The sequence below is a fragment of the Guopingia tenuis genome (genome assembly GCF_014384805.1).
Classification (GTDB): domain Bacteria; phylum Bacillota; class Clostridia; order Christensenellales; family Christensenellaceae; genus Guopingia; species Guopingia tenuis.
Genome location: NZ_JACRSS010000001.1, coordinates 47,386 through 70,484, shown reverse-complemented (window position 1 = coordinate 70,484; position 23,099 = coordinate 47,386). Strand labels below are relative to the sequence as shown.

At 51.7% G+C, this 23,099-nt stretch carries 22 protein-coding genes, 1 tRNA gene and 1 other annotated feature; of the genes, 5 read left to right on the top strand and 18 right to left on the bottom strand.

Annotation, left to right across the window (positions count from 1 at the left end; translation table 11 throughout):
* Positions 1-17 precede the first annotated feature (17 nt).
* From H8693_RS00335 to H8693_RS00280, 12 genes are all read right to left on the bottom strand, one after another.
* Positions 18-1,022 (bottom strand): protein arginine kinase, encoded by a 1,005-nt coding sequence (locus H8693_RS00335; protein ID WP_178619436.1) that lies wholly within the window; start codon positions 1,020-1,022, stop codon positions 18-20.
* Complete coding sequence (locus tag H8693_RS00330; protein ID WP_178619433.1) at positions 1,022-1,519, bottom strand: UvrB/UvrC motif-containing protein; 498 nt, start codon at positions 1,517-1,519, stop codon at positions 1,022-1,024. Before H8693_RS00330 ends, H8693_RS00335 begins: the two co-directional genes overlap by 1 nt.
* 2 nt (positions 1,520-1,521) lie before the next feature.
* Positions 1,522-1,989, bottom strand: a complete 468-nt coding sequence (locus H8693_RS00325; RefSeq protein ID WP_249279308.1) for a CtsR family transcriptional regulator — start codon at positions 1,987-1,989, stop codon at positions 1,522-1,524.
* 183 nt (positions 1,990-2,172) lie between these two features.
* Positions 2,173-2,490: a DUF4097 family beta strand repeat-containing protein gene (locus H8693_RS00320; protein WP_283243745.1), complete on the bottom strand. Its 318-nt coding sequence runs from the start codon at positions 2,488-2,490 to the stop codon at positions 2,173-2,175.
* 132 nt (positions 2,491-2,622) lie between these two features.
* Positions 2,623-4,467, bottom strand: coding sequence for a TolB-like translocation protein (locus H8693_RS00315; RefSeq protein WP_249279306.1), 1,845 nt, complete (start codon positions 4,465-4,467; stop codon positions 2,623-2,625).
* A 21-nt stretch (positions 4,468-4,488) separates the two neighbouring features.
* The gene (locus H8693_RS00310) at positions 4,489-5,790 is read right to left on the bottom strand and encodes an amidohydrolase (protein ID WP_249279305.1); all 1,302 of its coding nucleotides are present in this window, start codon (positions 5,788-5,790) and stop codon (positions 4,489-4,491) included.
* Entirely contained in the window at positions 5,787-6,659 is an 873-nt protein-coding gene (galU, locus tag H8693_RS00305) for a UTP--glucose-1-phosphate uridylyltransferase GalU (protein WP_178620200.1), read from the bottom strand. Before galU ends, H8693_RS00310 begins: the two co-directional genes overlap by 4 nt.
* A 155-nt stretch (positions 6,660-6,814) precedes the next feature.
* On the bottom strand, positions 6,815-7,231 hold the full coding sequence (locus H8693_RS00300) for a secondary thiamine-phosphate synthase enzyme YjbQ (RefSeq protein WP_249279304.1): 417 nt from the start codon (positions 7,229-7,231) through the stop codon (positions 6,815-6,817).
* A gap of 9 nt (positions 7,232-7,240) precedes the next feature.
* On the bottom strand, positions 7,241-8,896 hold the full coding sequence (locus H8693_RS00295; protein WP_249280084.1) for an AMP-binding protein: 1,656 nt from the start codon (positions 8,894-8,896) through the stop codon (positions 7,241-7,243).
* A 33-nt stretch (positions 8,897-8,929) separates the two neighbouring features.
* Positions 8,930-9,487, bottom strand: a complete 558-nt coding sequence (locus tag H8693_RS00290; RefSeq protein WP_249279303.1) for a helix-turn-helix domain-containing protein — start codon at positions 9,485-9,487, stop codon at positions 8,930-8,932.
* Positions 9,488-9,554: 67 nt separating this feature from the next.
* Positions 9,555-9,795 (bottom strand) — a binding site (T-box leader).
* A 47-nt stretch (positions 9,796-9,842) separates the two neighbouring features.
* Positions 9,843-10,331, bottom strand: a complete 489-nt coding sequence (locus H8693_RS00285) for a hypothetical protein (protein WP_249279302.1) — start codon at positions 10,329-10,331, stop codon at positions 9,843-9,845.
* Positions 10,332-10,461: 130 nt separating this feature from the next.
* Positions 10,462-11,457 (bottom strand): LCP family protein, encoded by a 996-nt coding sequence (locus H8693_RS00280; RefSeq protein ID WP_249279301.1) that lies wholly within the window; start codon positions 11,455-11,457, stop codon positions 10,462-10,464.
* A gap of 258 nt (positions 11,458-11,715) precedes the next feature.
* Between H8693_RS00280 and H8693_RS00275 the strand changes: the two genes are divergently transcribed.
* Together H8693_RS00275 and H8693_RS00270 are read left to right on the top strand one after the other, a co-directional pair.
* On the top strand, positions 11,716-12,111 hold the full coding sequence (locus H8693_RS00275) for a VOC family protein (RefSeq protein ID WP_249279300.1): 396 nt from the start codon (positions 11,716-11,718) through the stop codon (positions 12,109-12,111).
* Positions 12,112-12,238: 127 nt separating this feature from the next.
* Complete coding sequence (locus H8693_RS00270; RefSeq protein WP_249279299.1) at positions 12,239-12,682, top strand: GNAT family N-acetyltransferase; 444 nt, start codon at positions 12,239-12,241, stop codon at positions 12,680-12,682.
* A 195-nt stretch (positions 12,683-12,877) separates the two neighbouring features.
* Here the strand turns inward: H8693_RS00270 and H8693_RS00265 are convergent, their stop codons facing one another.
* From H8693_RS00265 to H8693_RS00245, 5 genes are all read right to left on the bottom strand, one after another.
* Positions 12,878-13,078: a chorion class high-cysteine HCB protein 13 gene (locus H8693_RS00265; protein WP_249279298.1), complete on the bottom strand. Its 201-nt coding sequence runs from the start codon at positions 13,076-13,078 to the stop codon at positions 12,878-12,880.
* Positions 13,079-13,754: 676 nt separating this feature from the next.
* Positions 13,755-15,143, bottom strand: coding sequence for a glycine--tRNA ligase (locus H8693_RS00260; protein ID WP_249279297.1), 1,389 nt, complete (start codon positions 15,141-15,143; stop codon positions 13,755-13,757).
* Between the two features lie 422 nt (positions 15,144-15,565).
* Complete coding sequence (locus H8693_RS00255; protein ID WP_249279296.1) at positions 15,566-16,138, bottom strand: hypothetical protein; 573 nt, start codon at positions 16,136-16,138, stop codon at positions 15,566-15,568.
* A gap of 74 nt (positions 16,139-16,212) precedes the next feature.
* Positions 16,213-17,946 carry a GTPase HflX gene (hflX, locus tag H8693_RS00250; RefSeq protein ID WP_249279295.1) on the bottom strand — a complete coding sequence of 578 codons (1,734 nt, stop codon included), beginning with the start codon at positions 17,944-17,946 and terminating at the stop codon, positions 16,213-16,215.
* A 14-nt stretch (positions 17,947-17,960) separates the two neighbouring features.
* Positions 17,961-18,434: a hypothetical protein gene (locus tag H8693_RS00245; RefSeq protein WP_178621282.1), complete on the bottom strand. Its 474-nt coding sequence runs from the start codon at positions 18,432-18,434 to the stop codon at positions 17,961-17,963.
* Between the two features lie 332 nt (positions 18,435-18,766).
* On the opposite strand from H8693_RS00245, the gene H8693_RS00240 reads away from it, so the two are divergent.
* From H8693_RS00240 to H8693_RS00230, 3 genes are all read left to right on the top strand, one after another.
* Positions 18,767-18,843 (top strand) — tRNA-Arg (locus H8693_RS00240).
* 1,088 nt (positions 18,844-19,931) lie between these two features.
* The gene (locus tag H8693_RS00235) at positions 19,932-21,131 is read left to right on the top strand and encodes an RtcB family protein (protein WP_249279294.1); all 1,200 of its coding nucleotides are present in this window, start codon (positions 19,932-19,934) and stop codon (positions 21,129-21,131) included.
* A gap of 38 nt (positions 21,132-21,169) precedes the next feature.
* Positions 21,170-21,433: a helix-turn-helix domain-containing protein gene (locus H8693_RS00230; RefSeq protein ID WP_249279293.1), complete on the top strand. Its 264-nt coding sequence runs from the start codon at positions 21,170-21,172 to the stop codon at positions 21,431-21,433.
* A gap of 111 nt (positions 21,434-21,544) precedes the next feature.
* On the opposite strand, the gene xylB is transcribed toward H8693_RS00230, so the two are convergent.
* Positions 21,545-23,092, bottom strand: coding sequence for a xylulokinase (xylB, locus tag H8693_RS00225; protein WP_249279292.1), 1,548 nt, complete (start codon positions 23,090-23,092; stop codon positions 21,545-21,547).
* Positions 23,093-23,099 lie beyond the last annotated feature (7 nt).

Here is a 23,099-nt window from a genome sequence, read left to right as displayed (position 1 = left end):
AAAATTCACCTCGTTTTTTAGTGTATTGTATTGCGGATCATCCGGGCCCGGACAACATCCCGGTCCTGAGCCGTCCGCCCTTCTCCAGAAAGCATCCCCGGCATGATATCCATCATCAGGCCGTATAGCTCATCGGAGGTGTTTGCTTCAATAATTCCCAGACCCACTCCCATATTCACCAGAGAAATACAGGAGAGCGCCTCGCTTGTATCCATCTTCCAGGCATATTTCAAAAGCCCATAGGATCGCCAGATCCTATCCTTAACCTCCGCTCCCTGGTTATGCAGGAGAGCATTTCGCGCTTCCCGCTCTTTTTTGATAATCTGAGAAACGACGGTCTTTAAATTTTTGGCGATATCCTTTTCGCTCACTCCCAGCGTTACCTGGTTGGAGATCTGATAGATATCCCCGGCCGCTTCGCTTCCCTCGCCGTAACAGCCCCGGGCGGTCACGCCAAAATTCCCAAGAGCAGAAAGGATTCCCCGAATGCCTCCCGAAAGGGTCAATCCGGGCAGATGCAGCATCACGCTCACCCGCATCCCCGTCCCCACATTGGTGGGGCAGCTGGTCAGATATCCAAGCTCCGGGTCGAAAGCATATTCTGCTTCTTTATTCAGCATTTTATCCAGCTCAAAAGCCATTTTCATGGCCGTATCCACGTCATAGCCGCTCCGCAGGCACTGGAGCCGGTAATGGTCCTCCTCTCCGATCATCACGCAGATACTTTCATCCGGCGAAAGAATCATGGCCCCTTCGTTTCCGGAGGCCAGCTCCCGGCTGATGATATGCTGTTCCACCAGCCTCGTCTTATTGATGGGGGACAGCCCGCGGATCTCCTGATAGGAAAAATCCATCCCATCCCGCAAAAAAGCCCGCTTTGCCGTCTCTTTTACCTGCTCCGCCCGCTGGGTTCCGGCAATGCGATGCGGGAATGGGATTCCCGCCAGATTCCGGGCCAAGCGGACCCGTGTGGAAATTGCCACGTCGCTGTCCAGCGCGTTTTCCTTGAGCCAGAGTGCCATTATTCTTTTTCCTCCCCCTTCTTCGCGTTGATTTCATCCCGCAGCTTCGCTGCTTCTTCAAAGTTTTCCTCTTGAATGGCCTTTTGCATTTTGGCCTTCAATTCCTCGATTTCTCTGCGGCGTTTGCTCTCTTCACTGCCGTTTTCCGGCGTGTCCCCCACATGCTGCACATTCCCATGGGTGCTGCGGAGGACGGGGATGATGGCGTCCCGGAAAGACGAATAGCAGTCCGGACAGCCCAGCAGCCCGGTTTCCCGGAAATCTCCCAGGGTAAGGCCGCAGGTCTTGCATGCCGGCCCGCCCATCACCGCGGGCATCTGTTCGCCAAAATCGAAGAAGCTCTTGAAAAAGTCCCCCGCGGAAAAGAGATTCAAACTGTTCAATTCCTGATGCTTTGCCGCACATTCGCTGCAAAGGTGTTTTTCAGTTGTAACGCCGTTCACTGTCTGCACATAGTGCATCGTCGCCGGCCGTTTTCCACATTCACTGCATACCATATTTATTCCTCCTCGCTCAACAAGGCCAGCAGCATCTCCCGCAGGATTCCCGCCCGGAGCCGGTCTTTCACCGCCGCCGGAATGCGGATCGCCTTATCCGAAACCGCTGCCTCCATTATTTTTTCCTGTTTTTCATCGATCAAACCCGATTCCTTCAGCCCGGCAATCAGGGATGCCGCATCCCGGGCGGAGATTTCGCCTTTTCCCAGCTTCTCCTCCACGAGACCCATCAAGTGATCCCTCTTATCCAAATCGATGCGGATCAGCCGGATATAGCCTCCGCCGCCCCGCTTGCTCTCCACCAAATATCCCCTTTCGGGAGAAAACCGGGTGGCCAGCACGTAATTGATCTGCGAGGGCGCACACTGAAAGTAATTCGCCAGTTCATTTCGCTGCAGTTCGACCCTTTCATCATAATCGTCCATCATGGACTTGATAAATTCTTCAATACTGTCGCTCAGCCTCGCCATAATCATCCTTCCTTTTTTCGGTCAATTTATCTTTGACTTTCTTTGACCTTTTGTTATATTTATTATCACCTGTTTTCAACAGATGAAACATCATTTTTAAAAAAATTTTTTCTTTTTTTCTCAAAGCTATATGACCTGTTTCCCCATAAAAAAAGCGCCGGAAGGCGCTGGGAAACAAAGTCTTTATTCCTCTTTGAATTCAATCGCAATATCCCTATTGTTGTTTTTCACATGCAATGATTTGTTTCCCTCTTCTTTTTGTTTCGGCAGATTGCTCTCCTCTTTTCGTATATTACATTCTATCGTATATTCTTCATAACTTCCAAGAATCGTGCCACTGATATCTCCGTTTTTCGCGTTCAGGCTGATTTCCTGTCCGGCGTCCGGCCCTTCAAATTTTATATTTCCGCCATTGACGGTGAGGGAAATGCGGTCTTTCATATGTATTGCCGGAAGACGAAGATCCCCGTTTGTGGTGGATAACGTCAAGGCAGAAATCATGGTATGCAGCAAGGGGACCCTCTGTTTTTCTATCAACAAATATAAAAATAGACGGCATATTTTTTAGCATATGCCGTCATTTTTCTATCTGTCGTCTGTTTTTTGCAAGCCCATAGCTGCTTCCCCGCTTGTTTATTGGATATCGTATCGGTAGGTATTGGGCGTATAGATTCCCTCTACCTCCATATTATCCGTAATAAACAGGGAATTTCCATACGTTCCCGTCACAACCACCGGCGTCGTGAGATTTCCAACAGTATTCAGCTTGCCCGAACCGATGGCATAATCCGCAAGTGCATAGGGATAGGTTTCCTTTTCCGGGGCGTCCAGTCCATAGGTGAAATAGACATGGGAGGAATCCGCCGAGAAGGAGAGTTTCTCCAGCACGATGTTTTCAATAATCCCCTTTTCTTCCTTTGTTTCCAAATTGAAGAGCACTACATCCACATACTGCACCTCATCCACAATCGGCCGCGGCCGGCAGAGCGCCATATATTTCCCGTCCGGTGAAATGGCAAAGCTGATGCCCTCCGTGAGCTTTTCGCGAGTGTGCTGCGCCGTATCCACAGCATAAACTGTTCCCTTTTCCCCCTCATTCTGCGCGGCAAAATAGAGCTTTTCCCCGGCAATACCGATATTTCCGGCAAAACCCTCCTGTTCCTCTACAGTGGAAATTTTTCCGGTTCCATCCGTCAAATCGTATTGCATCAGCTGGAGCTTATCAAATCCGGTCATTCCATAAAGGATATTTTCCGATCCATCCCAGACAAACCCGCTGGTCACCGAACCGAACCCCTCTTCTGCCAGATTATACAACTCACCGTTCTGCGTGTTATAGACATATAGCAGGCTCTGATCCTGCGTGATATCCAAAATAGCCAGATACTGTCCGTCTTTGGAATAGGCGGCCGCAGCAATCCCATAAAAAGGCTGCGTAATATCCAGCTGCTCCTTTTTGCCCGTCGGCTCCACGATCCATAGGGCGTCTGTCGTCACCATCTCCACATCCAGGCTGGCGTCCGGAGAGGATGTGCGGATAAAGAGCATGTTGCCGTTGGGGGCAGAGCAGGCATAGGTGGCGTTCTGCATCACCAGGGGAAGGACATTCTCCTTATTGGAGGAATACAACACTGGATGCTTTTCCACCTGGGCCAAATCCGTTCCCGCGTCAAATGTGGGCAGTGCGTCGGTCTTTAGCTCCTGCACATAGGCCGTTTTTGTGGGCATTGCCGCTTTCACGGCTTCATTCACCTGATCCCGGAATGCTTCAGCCTCTTTGCTGGTGGAAAACGCCTTGGAAATAATAGCGACATTCGCCGCGCCATTCTCGTCGCAGAGCGTGGGGGTAAAACCCAGCTCCTCAGGAATCAGCCCTTCGGAATATTCATCATAGGCATTGAGCAGAACATAGACCTTGTTCGCCTCGGCCTCCTGTTCCTTTGCCTTGAGGGTCAGAATCAGTTGGGAATCCTTCTCCTGCACGGAGTATTCCACATCCGAATTCAATTGCAGGAAAAGGGAAAAAGGCTCGTCCTCGATGGGCATTTTGGAAAACCCGCCATAGATCAGCCCCGAGGCTTTGGCCAGTGCATCGTCGGAATAATCCCAATAGTTCAGCCCATGAATGGAAATTTGCATGCGGTGTGGGTCCTCCAGCACCTTGATGGAATATTCGGGGACGCTCATAACGGCGGCCTCTCCTGTATTTTCGTTGGCAAGACGGCTCCCTTTTACAAAGGAGAGCGTCAGCTGGATCTCATCCCCCGAGGCCTCCGCCGCAATATTTTTCAAATTGATTCCGGTTTCCAGGCTTTTATCCCCGCCGGTTGTAATCACCGAGCTGCTGACAAATTTTTTAGAGACGACCTTCGTCGTTCCGATGGGATTGCAGGCCGCCAGCATCCCCAGCGCCATGAAAAGCATCATGAGCCAAAGGATCCCATATTTAATTGTTCCCGGTTTGCAAGTCTTTCCCATTTTTTCTCCTTTGCTCCCACCCTATCGATAGAGCTTTTCTGCCGCACGGGCAAAATCCGCCAACACCCGGGCTTCGTCGCAGAATTGTATTTTCCCATTTTCATAGGCAATGCGCCCGTCGATCATGGTCATGGAAATATCCTGGCTGCACGCGGAATAGAGAACATGCGCCTCGGCATTCTGCCGCGGATAGAAGCGGGAGGATTTTGTATTCACAAGGATCAGGTCGGCCAGCATGCCCGGCGCGATCTCACCCGCCTCTATGCCCATGCCCCGGGCGCCGTTCTGCATGGCAATCCGCAGGCACTGCCGGATATCCATAACGCCCGGATCCCGCGTCATTCCCTTTTGCAGAAGCGCCATATAGCGCATTTCATCCATCAGATCAAGCGTATTGTTGCTGGCAGCTCCGTCGGTTCCCAGCGCCACGCTCACGCCCCGGGAAAGCATTTCCTGCACCCGGGCGATCCCGCTTCCCAGCTTGAGATTGCTTTTGGGGCATGTGACTACCGTTACATCCCGCCCGGCAATTCTCTCCATATCTTCATCGTCTATATAGACGCCATGAGCGGCAATCACACGGCCTTCCAGCCCGCCCAGGCTCTCCAGAATGCCCAGCGGCGTCTTTCCGCCGTGGCGTTTTTTGCACTCCTCATGCTCGTTTTCCGTCTCGGAAATGTGTATCTGCAAAACGGCGTCCCGTTCCCTGGCCAATGCGCAGACCTTCCGGATCACTTCCGTGCCGGTCGTATATTCCCCATGCACGGAAAAGCCCACCTCCAGCCGGCCCTCTGCCGCGCCGTGATAGGTGTCATAAATCCGCAGAGCGTCATTGATGCGCCCCTTTGCTTCTTCCATCGTCTGCCCGGATACACAGCGGGAAAGATTGGCCCGGATGCCGCTTTCCTGAATCGCCGCCGCGATTCCATCGCAGAAAAAATACATATCCGCCAAGGATGTCGTCCCGGTTTTCACCATCTCGATGATCCCCAGCATGCTGCCCAGATAGGCCAGTTCATCGCTGAGCTTATCCTCCAGCGGAAAAATCTTTTGGGTCAGCCAGTCCATCAGCGGCAGATCCTCTCCCGCGCCCCGCAGGAGCATCATGGGCAGATGCGTATGCCCATTGGAGAACCCCGGAAACACCAGGTTCCCCTCCGCGTCAATTTCTCTTTCCGCCTGAATCTGCGGGAGCTCCTCGCCCACATAGGCGATGCGGTTTCCCTGCACCAGGATATTGCCGCGCACCACTTCATCTTTGGCGTTCAGCGTATAGATCACGGCATTTTTTATCAGAATTGTGCGTTTTAATGGCTGCATCATAGGGTTTTGCTGATTTCCTTCAGATATTTCGTAAAAGCATCCTTCAGATCCGGACGCGCCAGGGCGAATTCCACCGTCGCCTCCAAAAATCCCAGACGGTCGCCCACGTCATAACGCTTGCCCTCAAATTCATACGCATACACCTTCTGGCTGTCCATCAGCTTGCGAATGGCATCCGTGAGCTGGATCTCGCCTCCCTTGCCCTTCTCGGTCCGCTCCAGCTCTTCAAAAATCGCCGGGCTCAAAACATAGCGTCCCAAAATTGCCAGGTTCGAGGGGGCTTCCGCAACTGCTGGCTTTTCCACCATATCCTTCAGCTCGTGCAGGCCGCCTTCGGTAATGCCCGGCTGTATGATGCCGTATTTGTCCACCTGGGAGGGGTCTACCTGCTGCACACCCACCACCGTCGCGTTTTTTTCCTCATATACGTCCATCAGCTGCCGCAGTGCCGGCTTTCCCTTGGATACGACGATATCGTCCCCTAAAAGCACGCCAAAGGGCTCGTTCCCGACAAAATCCCGGGCGCAGAGAATAGCATGCCCCAGCCCCAAGGGCTGTTTCTGGCGGATATAATGCACATTCACCATCCCGGCAATATCGCGGACCTCCTTCAAAAGATCGTCCTTGTGGTGCTTTTCCAGCTCCATCTCCAGCTCCACCGAGCGGTCAAAATGATCCTCAATGGCCCGTTTGGAGCGCCCGGTAATGATGAGAACGCTCTCAATGCCCGAGGCAATCGCCTCTTCCACGATATATTGAATGGTCGGCTTGTCCACAATGGGCAGCATCTCTTTGGGCTGCGCCTTCGTTGCCGGAAGGAACCGGGTTCCCAGGCCCGCCGCAGGAATAACAACTTTGCGAATTTTCATGATTGTCCTCACTCTAACTTGTCTTTTTCCGCCGCATCGGCTAGGGCGGATATATGCGGCTTTATTATACACTATTTTTTGTCATAGTTCCACCCTATTTGTATCCATAAAGTTAAAAAAGCGGAAAGAATCGCCTCTTTCCGCTTTTTTCCAGTTTATTCGCCGATGATTTTAATCATCACACGCTTGGTCCGTTTTCCATCAAATTCACCGTAAAAAATCTGCTCCCAGGTGCCAAAATCCATCTGTCCCTTGGTCACGGCGACCACCACTTCCCGGCCCATAACCGTGCGTTTTAAGTGGGCATCGGCGTTGTCCTCAAAGCCGTTGTGATGATACATGGAATAGGGCTTCTCGGGCGCCAGCTTCTCCAGCCAGGCTTCATAATCCCGATGCAGCCCGCTCTCATCGTCGTTGATGAACACGCTGGATGTGATGTTCATGGCGTTCACCAGCATAAGCCCTTCGGCAATGCCGCTCTCCCGGAGCGCTGCCTCCACCTGGGGCGTGATGTTGACGAATCCGCGCCGCGCCGGGACATTCATCTCCAAAACCTTGCGATAGCTCTTCATAGGCCCTCCTTATTTCTGCTCCTTATTCCGCAGCTCCACCCGGCGGATCTTTCCGCTGATGGTCTTGGGCAACTCATCGACAAATTCCACCACCCGGGGATATTTATAGGGAGCCGTCGTGTGTTTGACATGATCCTGCAGTTCTTTTTTCAGCTCTTCGCTGGGCGTATAGCCGGGGGCCAGAACGATGGTTGCCTTGATGACCTGCCCGCGGACAGGATGCGGCACGCCCGTGATGGCCGTTTCCAGCACGGCGGGATGCTCCATCAGCGCGCTTTCCACTTCAAAAGGCCCGATGCGGTATCCCGAGCTCTTGATGACGTCGTCTGCCCGGCCCACATACCAGAAATAGCCTTCCTCATCCCGCCAGGCCACGTCACCCGTCCGGTATAAGCCGTCGTGCCATGCCTGTCTCGTCAGCTCAGGATCCTTATAATATCCCATAAACATGCCGATATGGAAGGTGTTTTCATCGGCACGGATGGCAATTTCGCCGGATTCGCCCGTGCGGCAGGGGTTGCCGTTTTCGTCTACCACATCGATATCATAGATGGGATTGGGCTTGCCCAGGGAGCCGGGCTTGGCGTTCATATAGATAAAGTTGCCGAGGGCCAGCACAGTTTCCGTCTGTCCAAAGGCCTCCTTGATATCCAGGCCTGTCGCCTGGCGGAACTGCTCAAACACCTCTGGATTCAGCGCCTCGCCTGCGGTTGTCACATATTTCAGATGGGAGAGATCGTATTTGGAAAGGTCCTCCTTGATGAAATAGCGATAGATGGTGGGCGGCGCGCAGAAGGTGGTGATCTTAAATTTGCTGATTACCTCCAAAAGCTCCGGCGGAACAAACTTGTCAAAGTCATAGACAAATACCGTAGTTTCCGCAAACCACTGTCCATAGAGCTTGCCCCATGCGCATTTTCCCCAGCCCGAATCCGAGACCGAAAGGTGGATGCCTTCCGGGTCTACATTATGCCAATAGACGGCCGTGGGGATATGCCCCAGGGCATAGGAATAGTTGTGCATCACCATTTTGGGCATGCCCGTGGTTCCCGATGTGAAATAGAGCAGCATGGGATCCTGGAGCTTGGTTGCTTCCTCGCCTGCCGGGCGTTTCCAGTCCTCGCTGGCCGCCTCCACGCCTGTCGTGAAATTCACCCAGCCGGGGCGATCCTTGCCCACGACGATTTTGCACTTCAAAGAGGGGGATTCCGGCTCGGATTCGTCGATATGGTCGATGACCTCGGATTTATCCGTGCAGACGATGGCCTTGACCTGGGCGGCGTTGTTGCGGTAAACAATATCCTTCTTCATGAGCAGATGCGTCGCCGGGATGACCACCGCGCCGATCTTGTGCAGCGCCAGAATGCTGATCCAGAATTCATAATGCCGCTTTAAGATCAGCATAACCATATCACCCTTGCGGATTCCCTGGCTATAGAAGAAATTGGCCGCCTTGTCCGTCAGGCGTTTCAGGTCCGCGAAGGTAAACCGGCGGACATCGCCCTCCAGGTTGGTCCAGAGCAAGGCGAGCTTTTCCGGCTTTTCTTCCGCCAGAACATCCATGACGTCATAGGCAAAGTTGAAGTCATCCGGAGCGTTGATTTTGAAATTTTTTACAAAATCCTCATAGGAGGAAAACCCAGTCGTCGTATAGCGTTCAAACATTCTCATAGCAAATTGGTCCTTTCTCAATAGTCGTTATTTTGCGATGATGGCGAGGAAACAGCAGCGTTCGCCGTTTTCCGCCTGCATGGAGTGGGGGTATTGGGAATTGAAATAAATCGCATCTCCCTTATTCACCAAAACGGATTCTTCGCCGATAAAGAAGGTCATGCTCCCCTCCAGAATATAGTTGAATTCGTGGCCCTTGTGGGATTTCTTATGCGTCGCCGCATCCACATCGCTGGGCTCCACCGTCACAAAAAACGGCTCCATTTTTTTATGTTTGAAGAGATAGGCCAGATGCTGATATTTATATTCCTTGCGGCGGTTCATCTCCAGGCCCTCTCCCGCTCGGACGCAGGTGAACATGGAAAGCCGGGCGCTCTCGCCGGTCAGAAGGTCGGTGATATCCAGTCCCAGCTTATCTGCCACGGTATAGAGAAAGCTGAAGGAAAAGTCCTTCTTTCCCGATTCATATTCCAAATATTCTTCCACGCTCATGCCGGTTGCCATGGCCATTTCCTCCGCAGAAATGTTCATAATCTCCCGCATATCCGCAATTCGCTCCGCGATGACTTCCAAATTCTCTTTCATTGTTCTCCTCCTTCAAATTTTGTGCCTGCCTCCCGGCAGAGATTTCCAATAAAAAAACCTCATCCCTGCAAGGGACGAGGTTATATTGACCACGCGGTACCACCCAAGTTGATGCAAAAATGCATCCTCTCTACAAAAGCTCCAACAAGCCCGTGCGTATAACGCCGCAACACGGAACCTCTTACTCAGGGGATACCTTTCAGAGTTCAGCTCCAAAGGGATTGGCCAACATTTTTGCAACCGTTTTCCACCAGCCAACGGCTCTCTATGTGTCTAAAAATGCGGCGCGTCTTTTTCATCGCCTTTATACTGAAATTTAGGATAGCATATTCCTTTTTCGATGTCAACTATTTTTTTATGCGTCCAGCTGAAAAGATTCGCTTTGGGCCACAAAAACATTTCCAGAAACGTCAAATATCACCTGGTCTCCCCGGATATTCTGAAAACGCTTGCCGTATTTTTCTGTAATTTCCGCCGGCTGATCTGCCGGAGAGCAGGTCATGCTGCCAAAGATCTCGCCTTTCCAGGAAGGCTCGATGGCAAATTCCGCATAGATATCGTCGCCCTGCTTGGTATACGTCTTGGAAGCCAGCTCCATGCCGTCGTAAGTATCCAGCGTCAGCTTGACAACCGCGCCGTTCTCCACATTGCTGGAGCAATATACCCGCAGATTATCCCCCACTCTTTCTACAGTGCAGGTCCCTTCCAGGTTAATGGCCTCCACACCACTGTCTACCGGAGGCTGCTGCAACTGTGCAGCACCGCAGGCGGTGAACAAAAAGAGTGTGAAAACGGCTAAAACCGCCGCGAGTATATATTTCCTTTTTTTTGTAACGGAATTCATTAGAAAATAACTTCCCCTTTCGTGTCTCATAGAGTATAGTATACTGCATTTCGCCTTCTTCTGTAAAGTCCCATTTTAGAAAATCAAAAGAAAAGCAGGCGCGTATATACGCGCCTGCTCCACATTCTCCTTATGCGACGGGATCATAGAATTCCTCCAAAATGAAGTCATATAGGCCATCCATATCCGCTTCCAGCATCCATGCACCTCCAAAGGTCTTGCCTGTCCCCGTCACGCGGTAACGGTTGATTGTATCCATGTCAAACCCATCGGCAAATTTGGCCAGCGCAATGATCTGCTCCATCGTCAGATTTGTCTTTGTATAGGCGAGGACGTCGTTGAACAGCTTGGGAGCCGCCTGCACCGCGCCCATCTTCTGAATTTTTTTGATGACAGCTTCAATAAATTCTTGCTGCCGGGCGGCCCGGCCGTCATCTCCGCCGCCATCGTCATAGCGCCGGCGCAGATAATCGTCGATATTTTTCTTGTTGATCGTCACCGTCTCGCCCTTTTTGCCGATGCCGCTCAGGGTACGGTCCAAAACCACCTCAACCCCGCCCAGGGATTCCGCCAACTTGGGCAGGCCATCCAGGTCGATGGAAACGTAATAATCGATGGGAATATCAAATTCTCCGTCACAGGAGAGGAATTCCTCCATACAATCCATGGCGTTCTGGGCGCCATAGTGATCCGGGCCGCCGCCAAAAGTATAGGCAGTGTTGATCCGGTTTGTCGTCTGGTCAACTACCTCGCCGGTATCATAATCCAGCTTGTTGACCTTCGTCCGCGTATCCCGGGGCACGCTGATCATATTCAGACGGTTGTTGGTGAAATCAAAGGAACAAAGGATCATTGTGTCACTGCGATATCCCTTATGCGCCGCTTCCCGGGCCGCATTGGAATCAATGCCCAAAAGAAGGATATTTACGACGCCCTGCGTCTGGGTATGCTCTATATTCTGGGAATCCTTCACCGTGATCGTGCTCCCGGTAGACGGCTTTTTGAAAGCCGAAAACGGGTCATCACTGATTCCCTTATATATCGAATACATCCAGGCCACCAGTCCGATGCAGGCCACTAACAACACCGCCAAAAGACCGGACAGAACCTTGATCCATTTTTTCATTCTCTTCCTCCTATGCTTTGCCTGGCATTGCCGCCGACTCTAGCATTATAGCACCATCCTTTTCACTTTTCAACATTCCGTCACTGCCGACACGGTGCGAAAGCGGCAAAAAATGTATCTTTTTTATAAAATCATGCCTATTCTTCCCCGAAAGCCCTTGAAATATCCGGCATATACTCTCTATACAAAACCGCCATTGTATACTATAATCAACCTATCAGGTTCCAAGAATATTTATAGTAGCGGAGGTTCTTTTTTATGAATGAATTGGGTGTTGTCGGTTTTGGGCATATCGGAACATATATCCGGGATATGGAAGTTTCCAAAAAATTTTATATGGACGTTCTTGGTTTTCATGTCCTCTATGAATGTCTCCATGAATACAGCGGAAACAAGCTCTGTTTTCTCCAAAACCAAAACTGTGTGGTAGAGCTGGTACAGTTTAAAAACCATGAGGAGCGCCAGGACGGCATTTTCGATCATTTGACCATTGAAGTAAAGGATATTAAAAAGGCAAAAGAATATCTGGAGGGCAGAGGCATCGTCTTTGAAAGCGAAATCAAGCTGGATCCGCAGCTGGGCGAAAACGGCATGTATTATGTCATGTTCCGCGGCCCGGACGGCGAGCATCTGCAGATCACCGAAACCTTCTAAAGGGTTCTCCGCAGCGGCGCTTTAAAAAGGTTGAGGCATCGCAATTTGGAGGGATATGGCAGGCGGATATCGAAGTATGTCTCTCGTGTATTTTGCGGTCTGCGCAGCGAATATTTGGAGGAATGATATGCGGATCATTGAAATTCGGGAAAGAGAACCGAAACTCATTGAGCGGCTGGTAACCGTCTGGGAACGCTCTGTAAGGGCTACGCATCTGTTTTTGTCGGATGAGGAAATCGGGAATATCAAGAAATATGTTCCCACTGCACTCCAAGAGATTCCCCACCTGATTGTCGCGGAAAAACAGCCCGGCACTCCCGTCGCTTTTATGGGGATAGAAGACCAGAATCTGGAAATGCTGTTCATCTCTCCCAAAGAGAGGGCAAAGGGATTGGGCAGGCAGCTGATTCAATATGGAAAGGAGCATTATTCCCTCCAAACCCTGGCAGTGAATGAGCAGAATCCCCTGGCCATAGGTTTTTATGAACACATGGGATTCCAGGTTTATCGCCGGACAGAACGAGATGAACAGGGAAATCCCTATCCCCTCTTGTATATGAAGCTTATGTAGCCGGCACGGCCATTCTGCCACGGCTCCAAATCCTTTTTTTAGAAATCAATTATCTGAAACCAAAAAGGAAGGGCAACAGGCCCTTCCTTTTTGGTTTTTTATCGATTGGCGTAGAATCTCAAGGAAATTCCTATTTTTTCATTTGCAGATTATGCATAGATTTTTCCGGACGTTTGACCGCCCGTTTGCCGCTTTTTAGCAGCAGCCGCAGCCCTGGTTGTTGGCATCCGAAGCGTTGTTGCCGCAGCAGCACAGCAGCAGCAGAATGATCCACAGGCAGCCATTGTCGCCAAAACCGTTATTGTAACCGCTGCCGCCACAGCCACCGCAGCAGAGAAGCAGAAGAATAATCCAGCAACAGCTGTTGCCACCGAAAAATCCACCATTGTTACACATACTTGAAATCCTCCTAACTAAATAAAAGATTGTCGTTCTCGCTAATCATTTAGCTTAGTCTATAATACGTTGCAAAAAAAAAATTGTGCATCCCGGGCACGATTTTTTTGGAAACGCATCTTTTTTTGGAGAAATTCACCCTTTTTATGGACTGCAAAAAGAATTGGCATGCGCAATCTTGTTCTTTCGCCTTTGCCCCGCATAGCATACGGCGCTTGTATTTTCATATCTTCCGGCGTCCGGCGGCATTTTTCCGGCAAAGCGCCGCTTTCTTCAAAAAACAGATGCCATCTACATCCGGCGTGTCCTAAACCTCTTAGACAAATCCGCCCCTTTCTGCTTTCAGGTATTGCTGTCCTCCATCCATTATTAAATAGTGGTTCTCGCCTCCGGAGCTACTTAGTATTTCTGATACGGCCGCTCTAATACTGCCAAACGATAGAGTTAAAAAACGCTCTTCTTTCCATAATATTCTTTTCTGAGCGTACTGCCATTTGGGGCTATCTTCCTTTGGGGGAATTCAGCCCTTTCCCCTGCTCCTGGCCGGTTCTCCGGCGAGGCGCCTCCCCGGCTTCGCTTGCCGGATTTTCCCGGCCCCATAGATTTTCTCCCGCCTTTTGCATATAAAAAACGCGGAAGCCATCGCCTCCGCGCTTTTTCTTCAAATGCCCGTTTCTCAGAACGTCGTCTTTTCGTCCAAAAATTCCGGCAGCTTGTCGATGGGCATGCGAACCTGCTGCATGGTATCCCGATCGCGCACGGTGACGCAGCCATCCTCCAGGGTTTCAAAGTCGATCGTGATGCAATAGGGCGTCCCGATCTCATCCTGGCGGCGATACCGCTTTCCAATGCTACCCGTCAGATCATAATCCACCGTATGGTGCTTCAAAAGTTCGGTGTATACTTCGTCTGCCTTATCTGCCAGCTTCTTTTGCAGCGGGAGAATCGCCGCCTTATAGGGCGCCAGAGCGGGATGGAAATGCAGCACTACCCGCGTATCGCCGTTTTCCAGTTCCTCCTCATCATAGGCTTCGCAGAGGAAGGCCAGGGCCACGCGGTCGGCCCCCAGGGAAGGCTCAATGCAATAGGGAACGTATTTTTCGTTGGTCACCGGATCCTGATAGGTGAAGTTCTCGCCGGAATGCTCCATATGGGCCTTCAAGTCGAAATCCGTCCGGTCGGCAATGCCCCAAAGTTCGCCCCAGCCGAAGGGGAACAGATATTCGATATCCGTCGTGGCATTGGAATAATGGGAAAGTTCTTCCTGCGAATGATCCCGCAGACGCATATTCTCTTCCTTCATGCCCAGGTTGCGCAGGAAATCTGCGCAATAGCTTCTCCAATAGTTGAACCATTCCATCTCCTCTTTGGGATCGCAGAAGAATTCCAGCTCCATCTGCTCAAATTCCCGGGTTCGGAAAGTGAAGTTGCCCGGCGTGATCTCATTACGGAAGGATTTCCCGATCTGCGCAATGCCCATGGGCATTTTATGCCGGGTGGAGCGCAGCACATTTTTAAAGTTGACAAAAATTCCCTGGGCTGTCTCCGGCCGCAGATAGATCTGAGAAGCGGTGTCCTCATTGACGCCCTGGAAGGTTTTAAACATCAGGTTGAACTGCCGGATGTTGGTGAAGTTATTTTTTCCGCAGGAGGGGCAGGGAATGTGCTCCGCGATGAATTCCTCCATCTCCTTGTTGGTCATAGCCGCCGGGTCGATCTCCTCGCCGTGCTGGAAGGCATAGTCCTCAATGAGCTTATCCGCCCGGAACCGCTCCTTGCACTCCTTGCAGTCCATCAGCGGGTCGTTGAATCCGCCCACATGACCGGATGCCACCCAGGTTTCCGGGTTCATGAGAATAGCGCAGTCGATGCCCACGTTATGCCGGCATTCCGTGACGAACTTCCGCCACCACGCCTTTTTCACGTTGTTTTTAAATTCCACGCCCAGCGGGCCATAGTCCCATGTGTTGGCCAGGCCGCCGTAAATCTCCGACCCGGGAAACACAAACCCGCGGTTTTTGGCCAGTGCCACTACCTTATCCATCGTCTTTTTGGATTGATCCATTTTTTACCTCCGCTTTTCCATATGCCGCCCATATCCTCCCGGGCAGGCAAATTTCCTGAACTATTTTGATTTCCGCAGCTGCGCCGCATGGGTCAGACCGCAGTTTTTCCCATAAAAAAACTTCCATCCCCCGCAGCTCCTGCAAGGGACGAAAGCAATCCGCCTCCGTGGTTCCACCCTTTTTGGCCGTTTCCGGCCCGCTTCGTTTTTCCGGCGCTGTTATTCTGCCAGGGTGCCAAGCCCTTTTCGCATCGGACAGCTTCCACCTGCCGCCGTCTCTCTTTTGCCCGCGAAAACGCCATTCCCTTCTGCCGGATTCATTATACCATTAACAGCATATTAACCAAAAAAATGCCGATTGTCAAGCATCAGGCAATACTTTGAAAAAGAGCAGCACCTTTGGGCGCCGCTCTTTAAGGCCATTACAGGTTTCCGCCCGGAGCCGTTCCATTTCCCGGAATAAAGGGCAGCCCCGTATCCCGGTTGCGAAGGGCAAAGAGGACAAAAGGAACGATGACCGGGAAAATGATGCTGAGCACAATAAACACCACAGCATTATCCGGACTGCAGGACTGATAAATGCGATATAACGCCATATAACAGAATACTATCAGCACAACTATCGCTGCCCATACGACAAAGAGCAGTAATACGGCAAGAGGCAGAAAAATACTCCCCGCCGCAACAATTCCCACTCCCAGCCACAGCAGAATCTGAGAGTACTTCATGCTCTTCCCTTTGACCATTTCATCGTATTGATCCGCCAGCTTCCCGACAATCCAAAGATTGCCGATGGGCACCCATGCCCAGCCGGGCGTTGGAATGCCGCGGCGTTTGGCCAGCGTATAGAGTCCCAAAGACTGAAAAATATAAAATACAATGCAGGCCGACAGTATGAGTATCAGGGCCGCAATTCCTATTCCCGTCAAAAAGCCAAAAACTCCCGGCGGAATCTCATTGAATCCATTCCAATTCCAGCTATAACTATATTGCATAATTCCATTCCTCCTAATCTATTCTCTTTTTCAACATACCACGGGCCTGCCCATCCGTCAACAAAATTTTTATATCATTGCAGCAGCTTGCGGGCCTCAGAAGCAGGCATGCGTATATGCATATGCATGCCGGATTCATCATATTCCACAGAAAGCTCTTCCGCATGCTTCTGAATAAAAGCCAGTTTCGCACCTTCGTCATAGCCCAAGTCCAGGGTAAGCTCCATCATCCGGGGCCGCAGCATCTCCTCCACACGTTCCAAAAGCCCGCCAAGCCCCTGGTTTTCCTTTGCGGAGATATAGACGGCCTGGGGCGTGTTGGCCGGAACAGTTTCCAAACGGTCTATCTTATTATAGACAAGAAGCGCCGGCGTCCCGCCCGCATGCAGGCTTTCCAGCACATCCCGGACCACCTGAATCTGCGTTTCGGCCCGCGGATCCGAAGCATCCACCACCAGCAGGAGCAGATCCGCCCGGGCTACCTCCTCCAGCGTGGACCGGAAGGCGCTCACCAGCTCATGGGGGAGTTTATCGATAAATCCCACCGTATCCGTAAACAACGCCTCCTTTCCGGAGGGCAGCATGGCCTTGCGCGTAACGGGATCCAATGTGGCAAAGAGCTTATCCTCCGCATATACCCCCGCTCCCGAAAGGGCGTTTAAAAGGCTGCTTTTTCCCGCGTTTGTATAGCCCACCAGCGCCACTTCCTTGATGGCGTTCTTTTCCCGCACCTCCCGCCGGAGGCTGCGTTGTTCCGAAAGCCGCGCAATTTCCTTTTCCAGCTCGAAAATCCGCCGGTGGATGCGCCGCCGGTCCACTTCCAGCTTGCTTTCCCCCGGGCCCCGGGTTCCGATACCACCGCCCAGCCGGGAAAGGGCGGCCCCCTCGCCGATCAACCGCGGCAGGTTATATTTCAGCTGGGCCAGCTCCACCTGCAGCTTGCCCTCCTTGGTCCGGGCATGTCTGGCAAAGATATCCAGGATCAGCGTCGTCCGATCCACGATCTTTACCCCCAGAATTTCCTCCAGATTTTTGGTCTCAATGGGAGTCAGTTCGTCGTCAAAAATAGCCAAATCAGCGTCCAGAGCCGAAGCCTGCAGAGAAAGCTCCCGCGCCTTGCCCCGGCCGATGTAATATCCCTTGTCCCGGGGGCGGGTCTGGATATAGGAAGCCGCCACCTCGGCCCCCGCCGTATCCGCCAACAGCGCCAGCTCCCGCATGCTTTCCTCCGTGGAATTCAGGCCGATAAGCATGGCCCGCTCCTTTTCCTCCCGCGTCGCCTGGAGGCGCACCAATTCTGCCACCTGCTGGGTGACAGCCTCAATTTTAGCCATCAGCGCCGCTCCGGGGATTCGGTCGGCCCGGAATGGGCCATACATTTCATATTGATCCAGTTCTTTTCCGATAAATCCCGCGCATAAACTGCCCGGCCTGCCGTTTTTTACGCTGAGAGCCGCCATGGAATCCAGGCGCGAGGACAACAGCGTCCCCACATCCACGCTGGAAAGCATCGGGCTGCCGCCCGGATGCGTGTGTACGCACCGCACACCCGACAGCCCCAAAAGCCCCCGGCGTTTGCGAATGGAGGGCAGTGAAACGGATTCGTTGCTCCCCACCGAAACATCCAAAACCCGGCCCCGGCGGGACAAAAATACCGAAATTTCCCGGTTTAGCCGGCAGGAATAGTCCGCCAGGCGCTCCGTCATTTCCCGGGAGATGAACTCATCCCGGGCGCAGGCCAAATCATAGAGCCCCTCCATTTCCTCCAGAAGGCTCTCTTTAATTCCCTCTATATTTCCATTGATCAATGAGATTGTCTCCTTTATTTATTCTTCTTGGCAATGAGTATATATATTCCAACATCCAAAAATATCCCCGCAAAAAGAACCACCACCGGGATCACACTCCCTCGGGCAGCCGAGCTGGTGGCGCGGGCATAGAGGTCATATAATACCACAAGGATAATGAGCATACAGAAAAGCGTCAGAATCGAAAGCATGAGCTTTGCCAGGCGCGCCTGTAAATCCACATTTTCCGGCGTAATTTTGACGGGATAGCTCATCAGCCGGGGAAACCGCTTCAAAATAAAAAGCAGGCCATAGGAGCAAAAGCCCAGCCAAAATGTGATGAGAAAATAGATCTTTCCTCCCTCGACGGGCTCCCCGCTTCCGCTGAATGCCATGGGAATCCGCTCTGGGAGCGTCGTATAGGAGATTGCAAAAAATACGATCACGGTAATGAGGACAAAGAAGGAGAAAACCTCCATCATGCCTGTCCAGAATTTTATTTTTCCCATCCTTTTCCTCCATATCCCCTTTGCAGGTTCCGGTTCTGATGATCGTGTCAAATGGCCTGGGCAGCAATGTCTCCGTCTCTTAGTCCAGGTCAAATGCCACATATTTTCCCGGCCCCGCGCCGGAATTCGCCTCATCCGGCTTTCCCAGCGTTTTGTGCCCCAAAGCGTGGGCAATTTTGTATCCGGTCATTTCATATTATATTCCATTGCCCTCAATTTCTCAAGCAAAGCCTTTCTCCAAACGCCGCCTTCCGGGCATCCGGAGAATTTTATTGATTTTCTTTCTAAATCCCCTTGCAGAAAATATGGCTTTATGCTATTATACTAATGTTGTACCCGTAGCTCAGCTGGATAGAGCGTTGGACTCCGACTCCAAAGGTCAGAGGTTCGAATCCTCCCGGGTACGCCACGTCGGAACGAGTTATGCTCGTTCCGATTTTTTATTGCATAAAAAATCAGCCTCCCGCTCCACTGTCCCTCCTCTTTCGCAAAAAAATCACGCTCGGCTCGCTGTCGCTGCTAACTTTTTGCAAGCTCGAGCGTTCAGCTCCCACCGCCGAAATGCCAAAAATATCTTTTTCAAGTGCCTTTCACTGGTCGGAGGAAACTCCGCGGTCATGAATCCCACCCGAAATGGGTGGGATTTTTTATTCCCTTTAATTCCAAAAAACTCACTCCCATTGACAAAAGACTTGCAAATACGCCCTCGCAACACGGATTCGTTCGTTGCCGCTTTTTGCGGACACGCGCTGTGCCTTGCGCACGATTCGTTGCAAGGGAAGATTTAAAATTTGGCGGGTTTCTTCACAACACAATGGGGTTCACGCCATCTATTCCTCCCTGAAAAATCAGGGGAACTCCTATTGCTCCTTCCCGCTTGCCTGGAAATCTTCTGCGGCATCGGGACAGGTTCTTCGCTTACTCCACCCCGTCAAATCGATGGGATATATCTCCCTGTTTCTCCTCTCTCACAAAAGGAGCGCAGAATTCTCCGGTCTATTTCTGAATCCTTTCCATATGATTTCCCGCGGCGTTTTGTCTTTTGCGTATCGCAGACCTCTCCTTTTGGATGAAATATACAAATATCGGCGATACATCCCGTCCTTTCGGCTCGCAGTTTGTTACCCAACCACCTCGAGTTGTCCGCATCGGAAATTTCTCGGATTTTTCTAGATACTCCCTCCAGTTTCATAAAAAAGCGGCATTTTATACGACAAGTTTAATGACAAAACAAAATCCTTGTGCTATAGTGGAAACAGAAATTGAGCGCATCACTGCGCAGAAAGGAAGAAAAAGGCCATGTTTTGTGCTGTTACGTTGAAAAATGAGCGCCGTGAACTGCTCCCGTGCGATCCACAGTACCGGGTTTATTTTTTGATGCACTTCGGACAAGACGGGCCCAACGGCAAACGCCGTGGTATAGGCGTATAAAGCAGAATTGTTTTCACCGCTTGTCTTGCAGGGCAGGCGGTTTTTTTCATATTGGAGGAAGAAAAAATGTTGGAAATTAAGGGAAAAGTGAATACGGCGATCTGTTTCGCTAAAACCGTCGAATATGAATCCATCGAGCAGATCCAGAGGATGTGTGACCATGAATTTACCAGGGGCAGCCGCATCCGCATCATGCCCGACGTCCATGCCGGAAAGGGCTGCACCATCGGCACAACAATGACGGTTCAGGATAAAGCGGTCCCCAATATCGTCGGCGTCGATATCGGTTGCGGGATGTACACTGTTCGACTGAATACTTCACACATTGATTTTGCAAAGCTGGATGAGGCGGCCCACTATATCCCCTCCGGGCAGGAGGTTTGGGATGGCCGGCAGGAGCATTTCGACCTCACGGAGCTGAAATGCTTCCGGAGCCTCAGGCAGACAAGGCGGCTGGAGAGAAGCCTGGGCACCCTCGGGGGCGGCAACCATTTTATCGAAGTGGATAAGGCTTCCGACGGCACGCTCTATCTGATTATCCACAGCGGAAGCCGGAACCTCGGCAAACAGGTTGCTGAGCTCTATCAAAAGCTGGCCATCGATCTCAACAAGGGAATGGAAGCCTATTTTGAAAAACGAAACGCCCTCATTGCAGAATACAAAGCAGCCGGCCGGCGCAAGGAGATTCAGGCGGCCCTAAAAGCGCTGCAATGGACGGGAAAGCAGACCACGATTCCGGAGGACCTTTGCTATTTATATGGAACATATCTGGAGGATTATCTCCACGATGTCGAGATCTGCCAGCGGTTCGCCAGACGAAACCGGGAAAAAATGGCCCAGATCCTGCTGGAGCGGTGCGGAATCGGATATACGGATGCTTTCCATACCATCCACAACTATATCGATACCAAAGAGAGGATTCTGCGGAAGGGGGCCGTCGCCGCCCATAAGGGCGAAAGGATCCTGATCCCCATCAATATGCGGGATGGCAGCGTCCTGGCAGTCGGCAGGGGAAATCCGGATTGGAATTACTCGGCTCCCCACGGCGCGGGCAGAATTATGTCCAGAAAAAAAGCCCGGCAGGAGCTGGATATGGAGGAATACAGGCGGACAATGCAGGGCATCTATACAACCTCTGTCAGCGAATCCACCATCGATGAAGCCCCCATGGCATATAAGTCTATCGGCGAGATCATTGATGTAATCCGAGACTCCGTGGACATCGTCGATATTATGAAGCCCATCTATAATTTTAAGGCAAACTGAGCCGGCTCCTCCGGCCCAGCTGCCGGAAAGGATAAAAAATGAACAGGAAACCCACCATCGATATGGTCAAAACCGGGCAAAATATTGCGGCGCTGCGGGCTAAATCGGGATACTCCGTCAAAGATCTGCAAGATACCTTCGGCTTTTCCACGCCCCAGGCCATCTATAAGTGGCAGCAAGGCGCCGCTATGCCCACGATTGATAATCTCGTGATCCTCGCTGCCGTTTTTGGCGTGAAGATCGACGACATCCTCATCTTTGCGGAACCGGCAGATGCCTTTTGCGCTGCGCGGACGGCATAGCAAAAAGAACCCCTCTGGATGGGGTTCTTTTTGCTATACGATTTCTACCTGGCCCGGCTCAGATCCAGGCTGGCTTTTGCATGGAAACAAACGTCCGTCCCTTCCGATGCGTCATACGGAATATTTTTGAACAATTCGGTTCTGATCCATAAAATTCTTTTTCAGTGAAGCATATAATTGCCGATACTCCTGAAAATAATCGTCATAGATTTTTGCATGGCTCTCTATGGGTTCCGTCACGTCGGTAACCCGTATCATGCAGTCGCACCCTTCCTGAATATTGCGGAACACGCCGGCCGCCACGCCCGCGATTATGGCCGCGCCGGCCGCCGGGCTTTCTTCAACATTCATGGTCATAACAGGCGCATGAAAAATATCCGCCTGAATCTGCCGCCACAAAGAGCTTTTTGCGCCGCCGCCGGACGCATGCACCTCCTGTACCTCCATTCCCTGCTCCCGAAGAAGCTCCAGAGAATCCCGCAGGGAGAAGGTGACGCCTTCCATGACGCTGCGGCACAGCTCATTGACTCCATGCCGCTGAGATAAACCAAACCATACTCCTCTTGCCGCCTTATCATTATTCGGCGTTTTATCCCCGTTAAGATACGGCAAAAAAAGCAGCCCTTCGCATCCCGGATCGGCCTTCTGCGCAAGCCCGGTCATATATCCGTATATATCCCCTTTTTTCAGCGCCATTTCCGCTTTTTTCTCTGCAAAGACAATATCCCTAAGCCATTTAAACGATGCTCCGCTGGTCAGGCTCAGTCCCAGAAAGCACCATTCATCCGGAACCGCATGGCACATACTATAGGCCGCGCATGGTTTTTCAATCACAAACGGATGATCGAGGCAGCCAAAAACCGCCCCGGAAGTGCCAATGGACGAGCCGATCACGCCCGAGCGGGCGACATCGCTGCCCACTCCGCAGGCCGGCTGATCCCCTGCGCCGGCGGCCACAATCGTCCCTGCACGGATTCCCCATCGCGCCGCCAGATCCGCCCGCAGTCTTCCCGCCGGTTCGGTTGATTCCAAAAGCCGTTCAGGCAGAATGTCTCTGGGAATCCCGATTTTATCGATCATTTTGTCGGACCAGCGCCGTTTGGGCAGATCAACAAAAAAGGTAAGCGAAGCGTCGCTGACATCGGTCACGATTTCTCCCGTCATCCGATACCGCAGGTAATCTTTCGTGAACATGACGGTTTCTATCTTTTCAAAATCTGCGGGACGGTGCTTGCGGATCCATAAAAGTTTGGGAGCCCAAAAACTATTCAGACAGTATCCGCCAACGTTCAGCATCTCCTTCACCGAACCCAGCTGATTGATGGCCTCGGTTTCCTCATCCGCCCGCTGATCCAGCCAGATGATGCAGTTTCCAATGGGTTCCCCTTGTCTGTCCAGCAACACGCATCCCTGCATCTGGCCGGAAAGGCCAATTCCGGCAACTGCGCTCCCGCAGCCGCTTTTCTGCACAGCCTCCTGCACCGCTCCATCGCAGGCAATCCACCAATCCTCTGGATTTTGTTCCGCCCAGCCTGGATGCGGGTTTATCACGCCGCATTCCCGATATCCCATGCCGCGTATATCTCCATGAATATCTATAACTACTGCTTTTACTCCGCTTGTTCCCGCGTCAATGCCAAGAAAGCAATCCCCATTCATATGCCAT

Excerpts from the sequence above, each read along its gene's own strand:
- galU (WP_178620200.1), bottom strand. The coding sequence starts at position 6,659 with ATGAAAATTCGCAAAGTTGTTATTCCTGCGGCGGGCCTGGGAACCCGG.
- H8693_RS00320 (WP_283243745.1), bottom strand. The coding sequence starts at position 2,490 with ATGATTTCTGCCTTGACGTTATCCACCACAAACGGGGATCTTCGTCTT.
- H8693_RS00265 (WP_249279298.1), bottom strand. The coding sequence starts at position 13,078 with ATGTGTAACAATGGTGGATTTTTCGGTGGCAACAGCTGTTGCTGGATT.
- H8693_RS00335 (WP_178619436.1), bottom strand. The coding sequence starts at position 1,022 with ATGGCACTCTGGCTCAAGGAAAACGCGCTGGACAGCGACGTGGCAATT.
- xylB (WP_249279292.1), bottom strand. The coding sequence starts at position 23,092 with ATGAATGGGGATTGCTTTCTTGGCATTGACGCGGGAACAAGCGGAGTA.
- H8693_RS00235 (WP_249279294.1), top strand. The coding sequence starts at position 19,932 with ATGTTGGAAATTAAGGGAAAAGTGAATACGGCGATCTGTTTCGCTAAA.
- H8693_RS00255 (WP_249279296.1), bottom strand. The coding sequence starts at position 16,138 with ATGCAATATAGTTATAGCTGGAATTGGAATGGATTCAATGAGATTCCG.
- H8693_RS00275 (WP_249279300.1), top strand. The coding sequence starts at position 11,716 with ATGAATGAATTGGGTGTTGTCGGTTTTGGGCATATCGGAACATATATC.
- H8693_RS00290 (WP_249279303.1), bottom strand. The coding sequence starts at position 9,487 with ATGAAAGAGAATTTGGAAGTCATCGCGGAGCGAATTGCGGATATGCGG.
- H8693_RS00270 (WP_249279299.1), top strand. The coding sequence starts at position 12,239 with ATGCGGATCATTGAAATTCGGGAAAGAGAACCGAAACTCATTGAGCGG.
- H8693_RS00245 (WP_178621282.1), bottom strand. The coding sequence starts at position 18,434 with ATGGGAAAAATAAAATTCTGGACAGGCATGATGGAGGTTTTCTCCTTC.
- H8693_RS00295 (WP_249280084.1), bottom strand. The coding sequence starts at position 8,896 with ATGTTTGAACGCTATACGACGACTGGGTTTTCCTCCTATGAGGATTTT.
- H8693_RS00325 (WP_249279308.1), bottom strand. The coding sequence starts at position 1,989 with ATGGCGAGGCTGAGCGACAGTATTGAAGAATTTATCAAGTCCATGATG.
- H8693_RS00285 (WP_249279302.1), bottom strand. The coding sequence starts at position 10,331 with ATGAATTCCGTTACAAAAAAAAGGAAATATATACTCGCGGCGGTTTTA.
- H8693_RS00330 (WP_178619433.1), bottom strand. The coding sequence starts at position 1,519 with ATGGTATGCAGTGAATGTGGAAAACGGCCGGCGACGATGCACTATGTG.
- H8693_RS00310 (WP_249279305.1), bottom strand. The coding sequence starts at position 5,790 with ATGATGCAGCCATTAAAACGCACAATTCTGATAAAAAATGCCGTGATC.
- H8693_RS00280 (WP_249279301.1), bottom strand. The coding sequence starts at position 11,457 with ATGAAAAAATGGATCAAGGTTCTGTCCGGTCTTTTGGCGGTGTTGTTA.
- H8693_RS00300 (WP_249279304.1), bottom strand. The coding sequence starts at position 7,231 with ATGAAGAGCTATCGCAAGGTTTTGGAGATGAATGTCCCGGCGCGGCGC.
- H8693_RS00315 (WP_249279306.1), bottom strand. The coding sequence starts at position 4,467 with ATGGGAAAGACTTGCAAACCGGGAACAATTAAATATGGGATCCTTTGG.
- H8693_RS00230 (WP_249279293.1), top strand. The coding sequence starts at position 21,170 with ATGAACAGGAAACCCACCATCGATATGGTCAAAACCGGGCAAAATATT.
- H8693_RS00260 (WP_249279297.1), bottom strand. The coding sequence starts at position 15,143 with ATGGATCAATCCAAAAAGACGATGGATAAGGTAGTGGCACTGGCCAAA.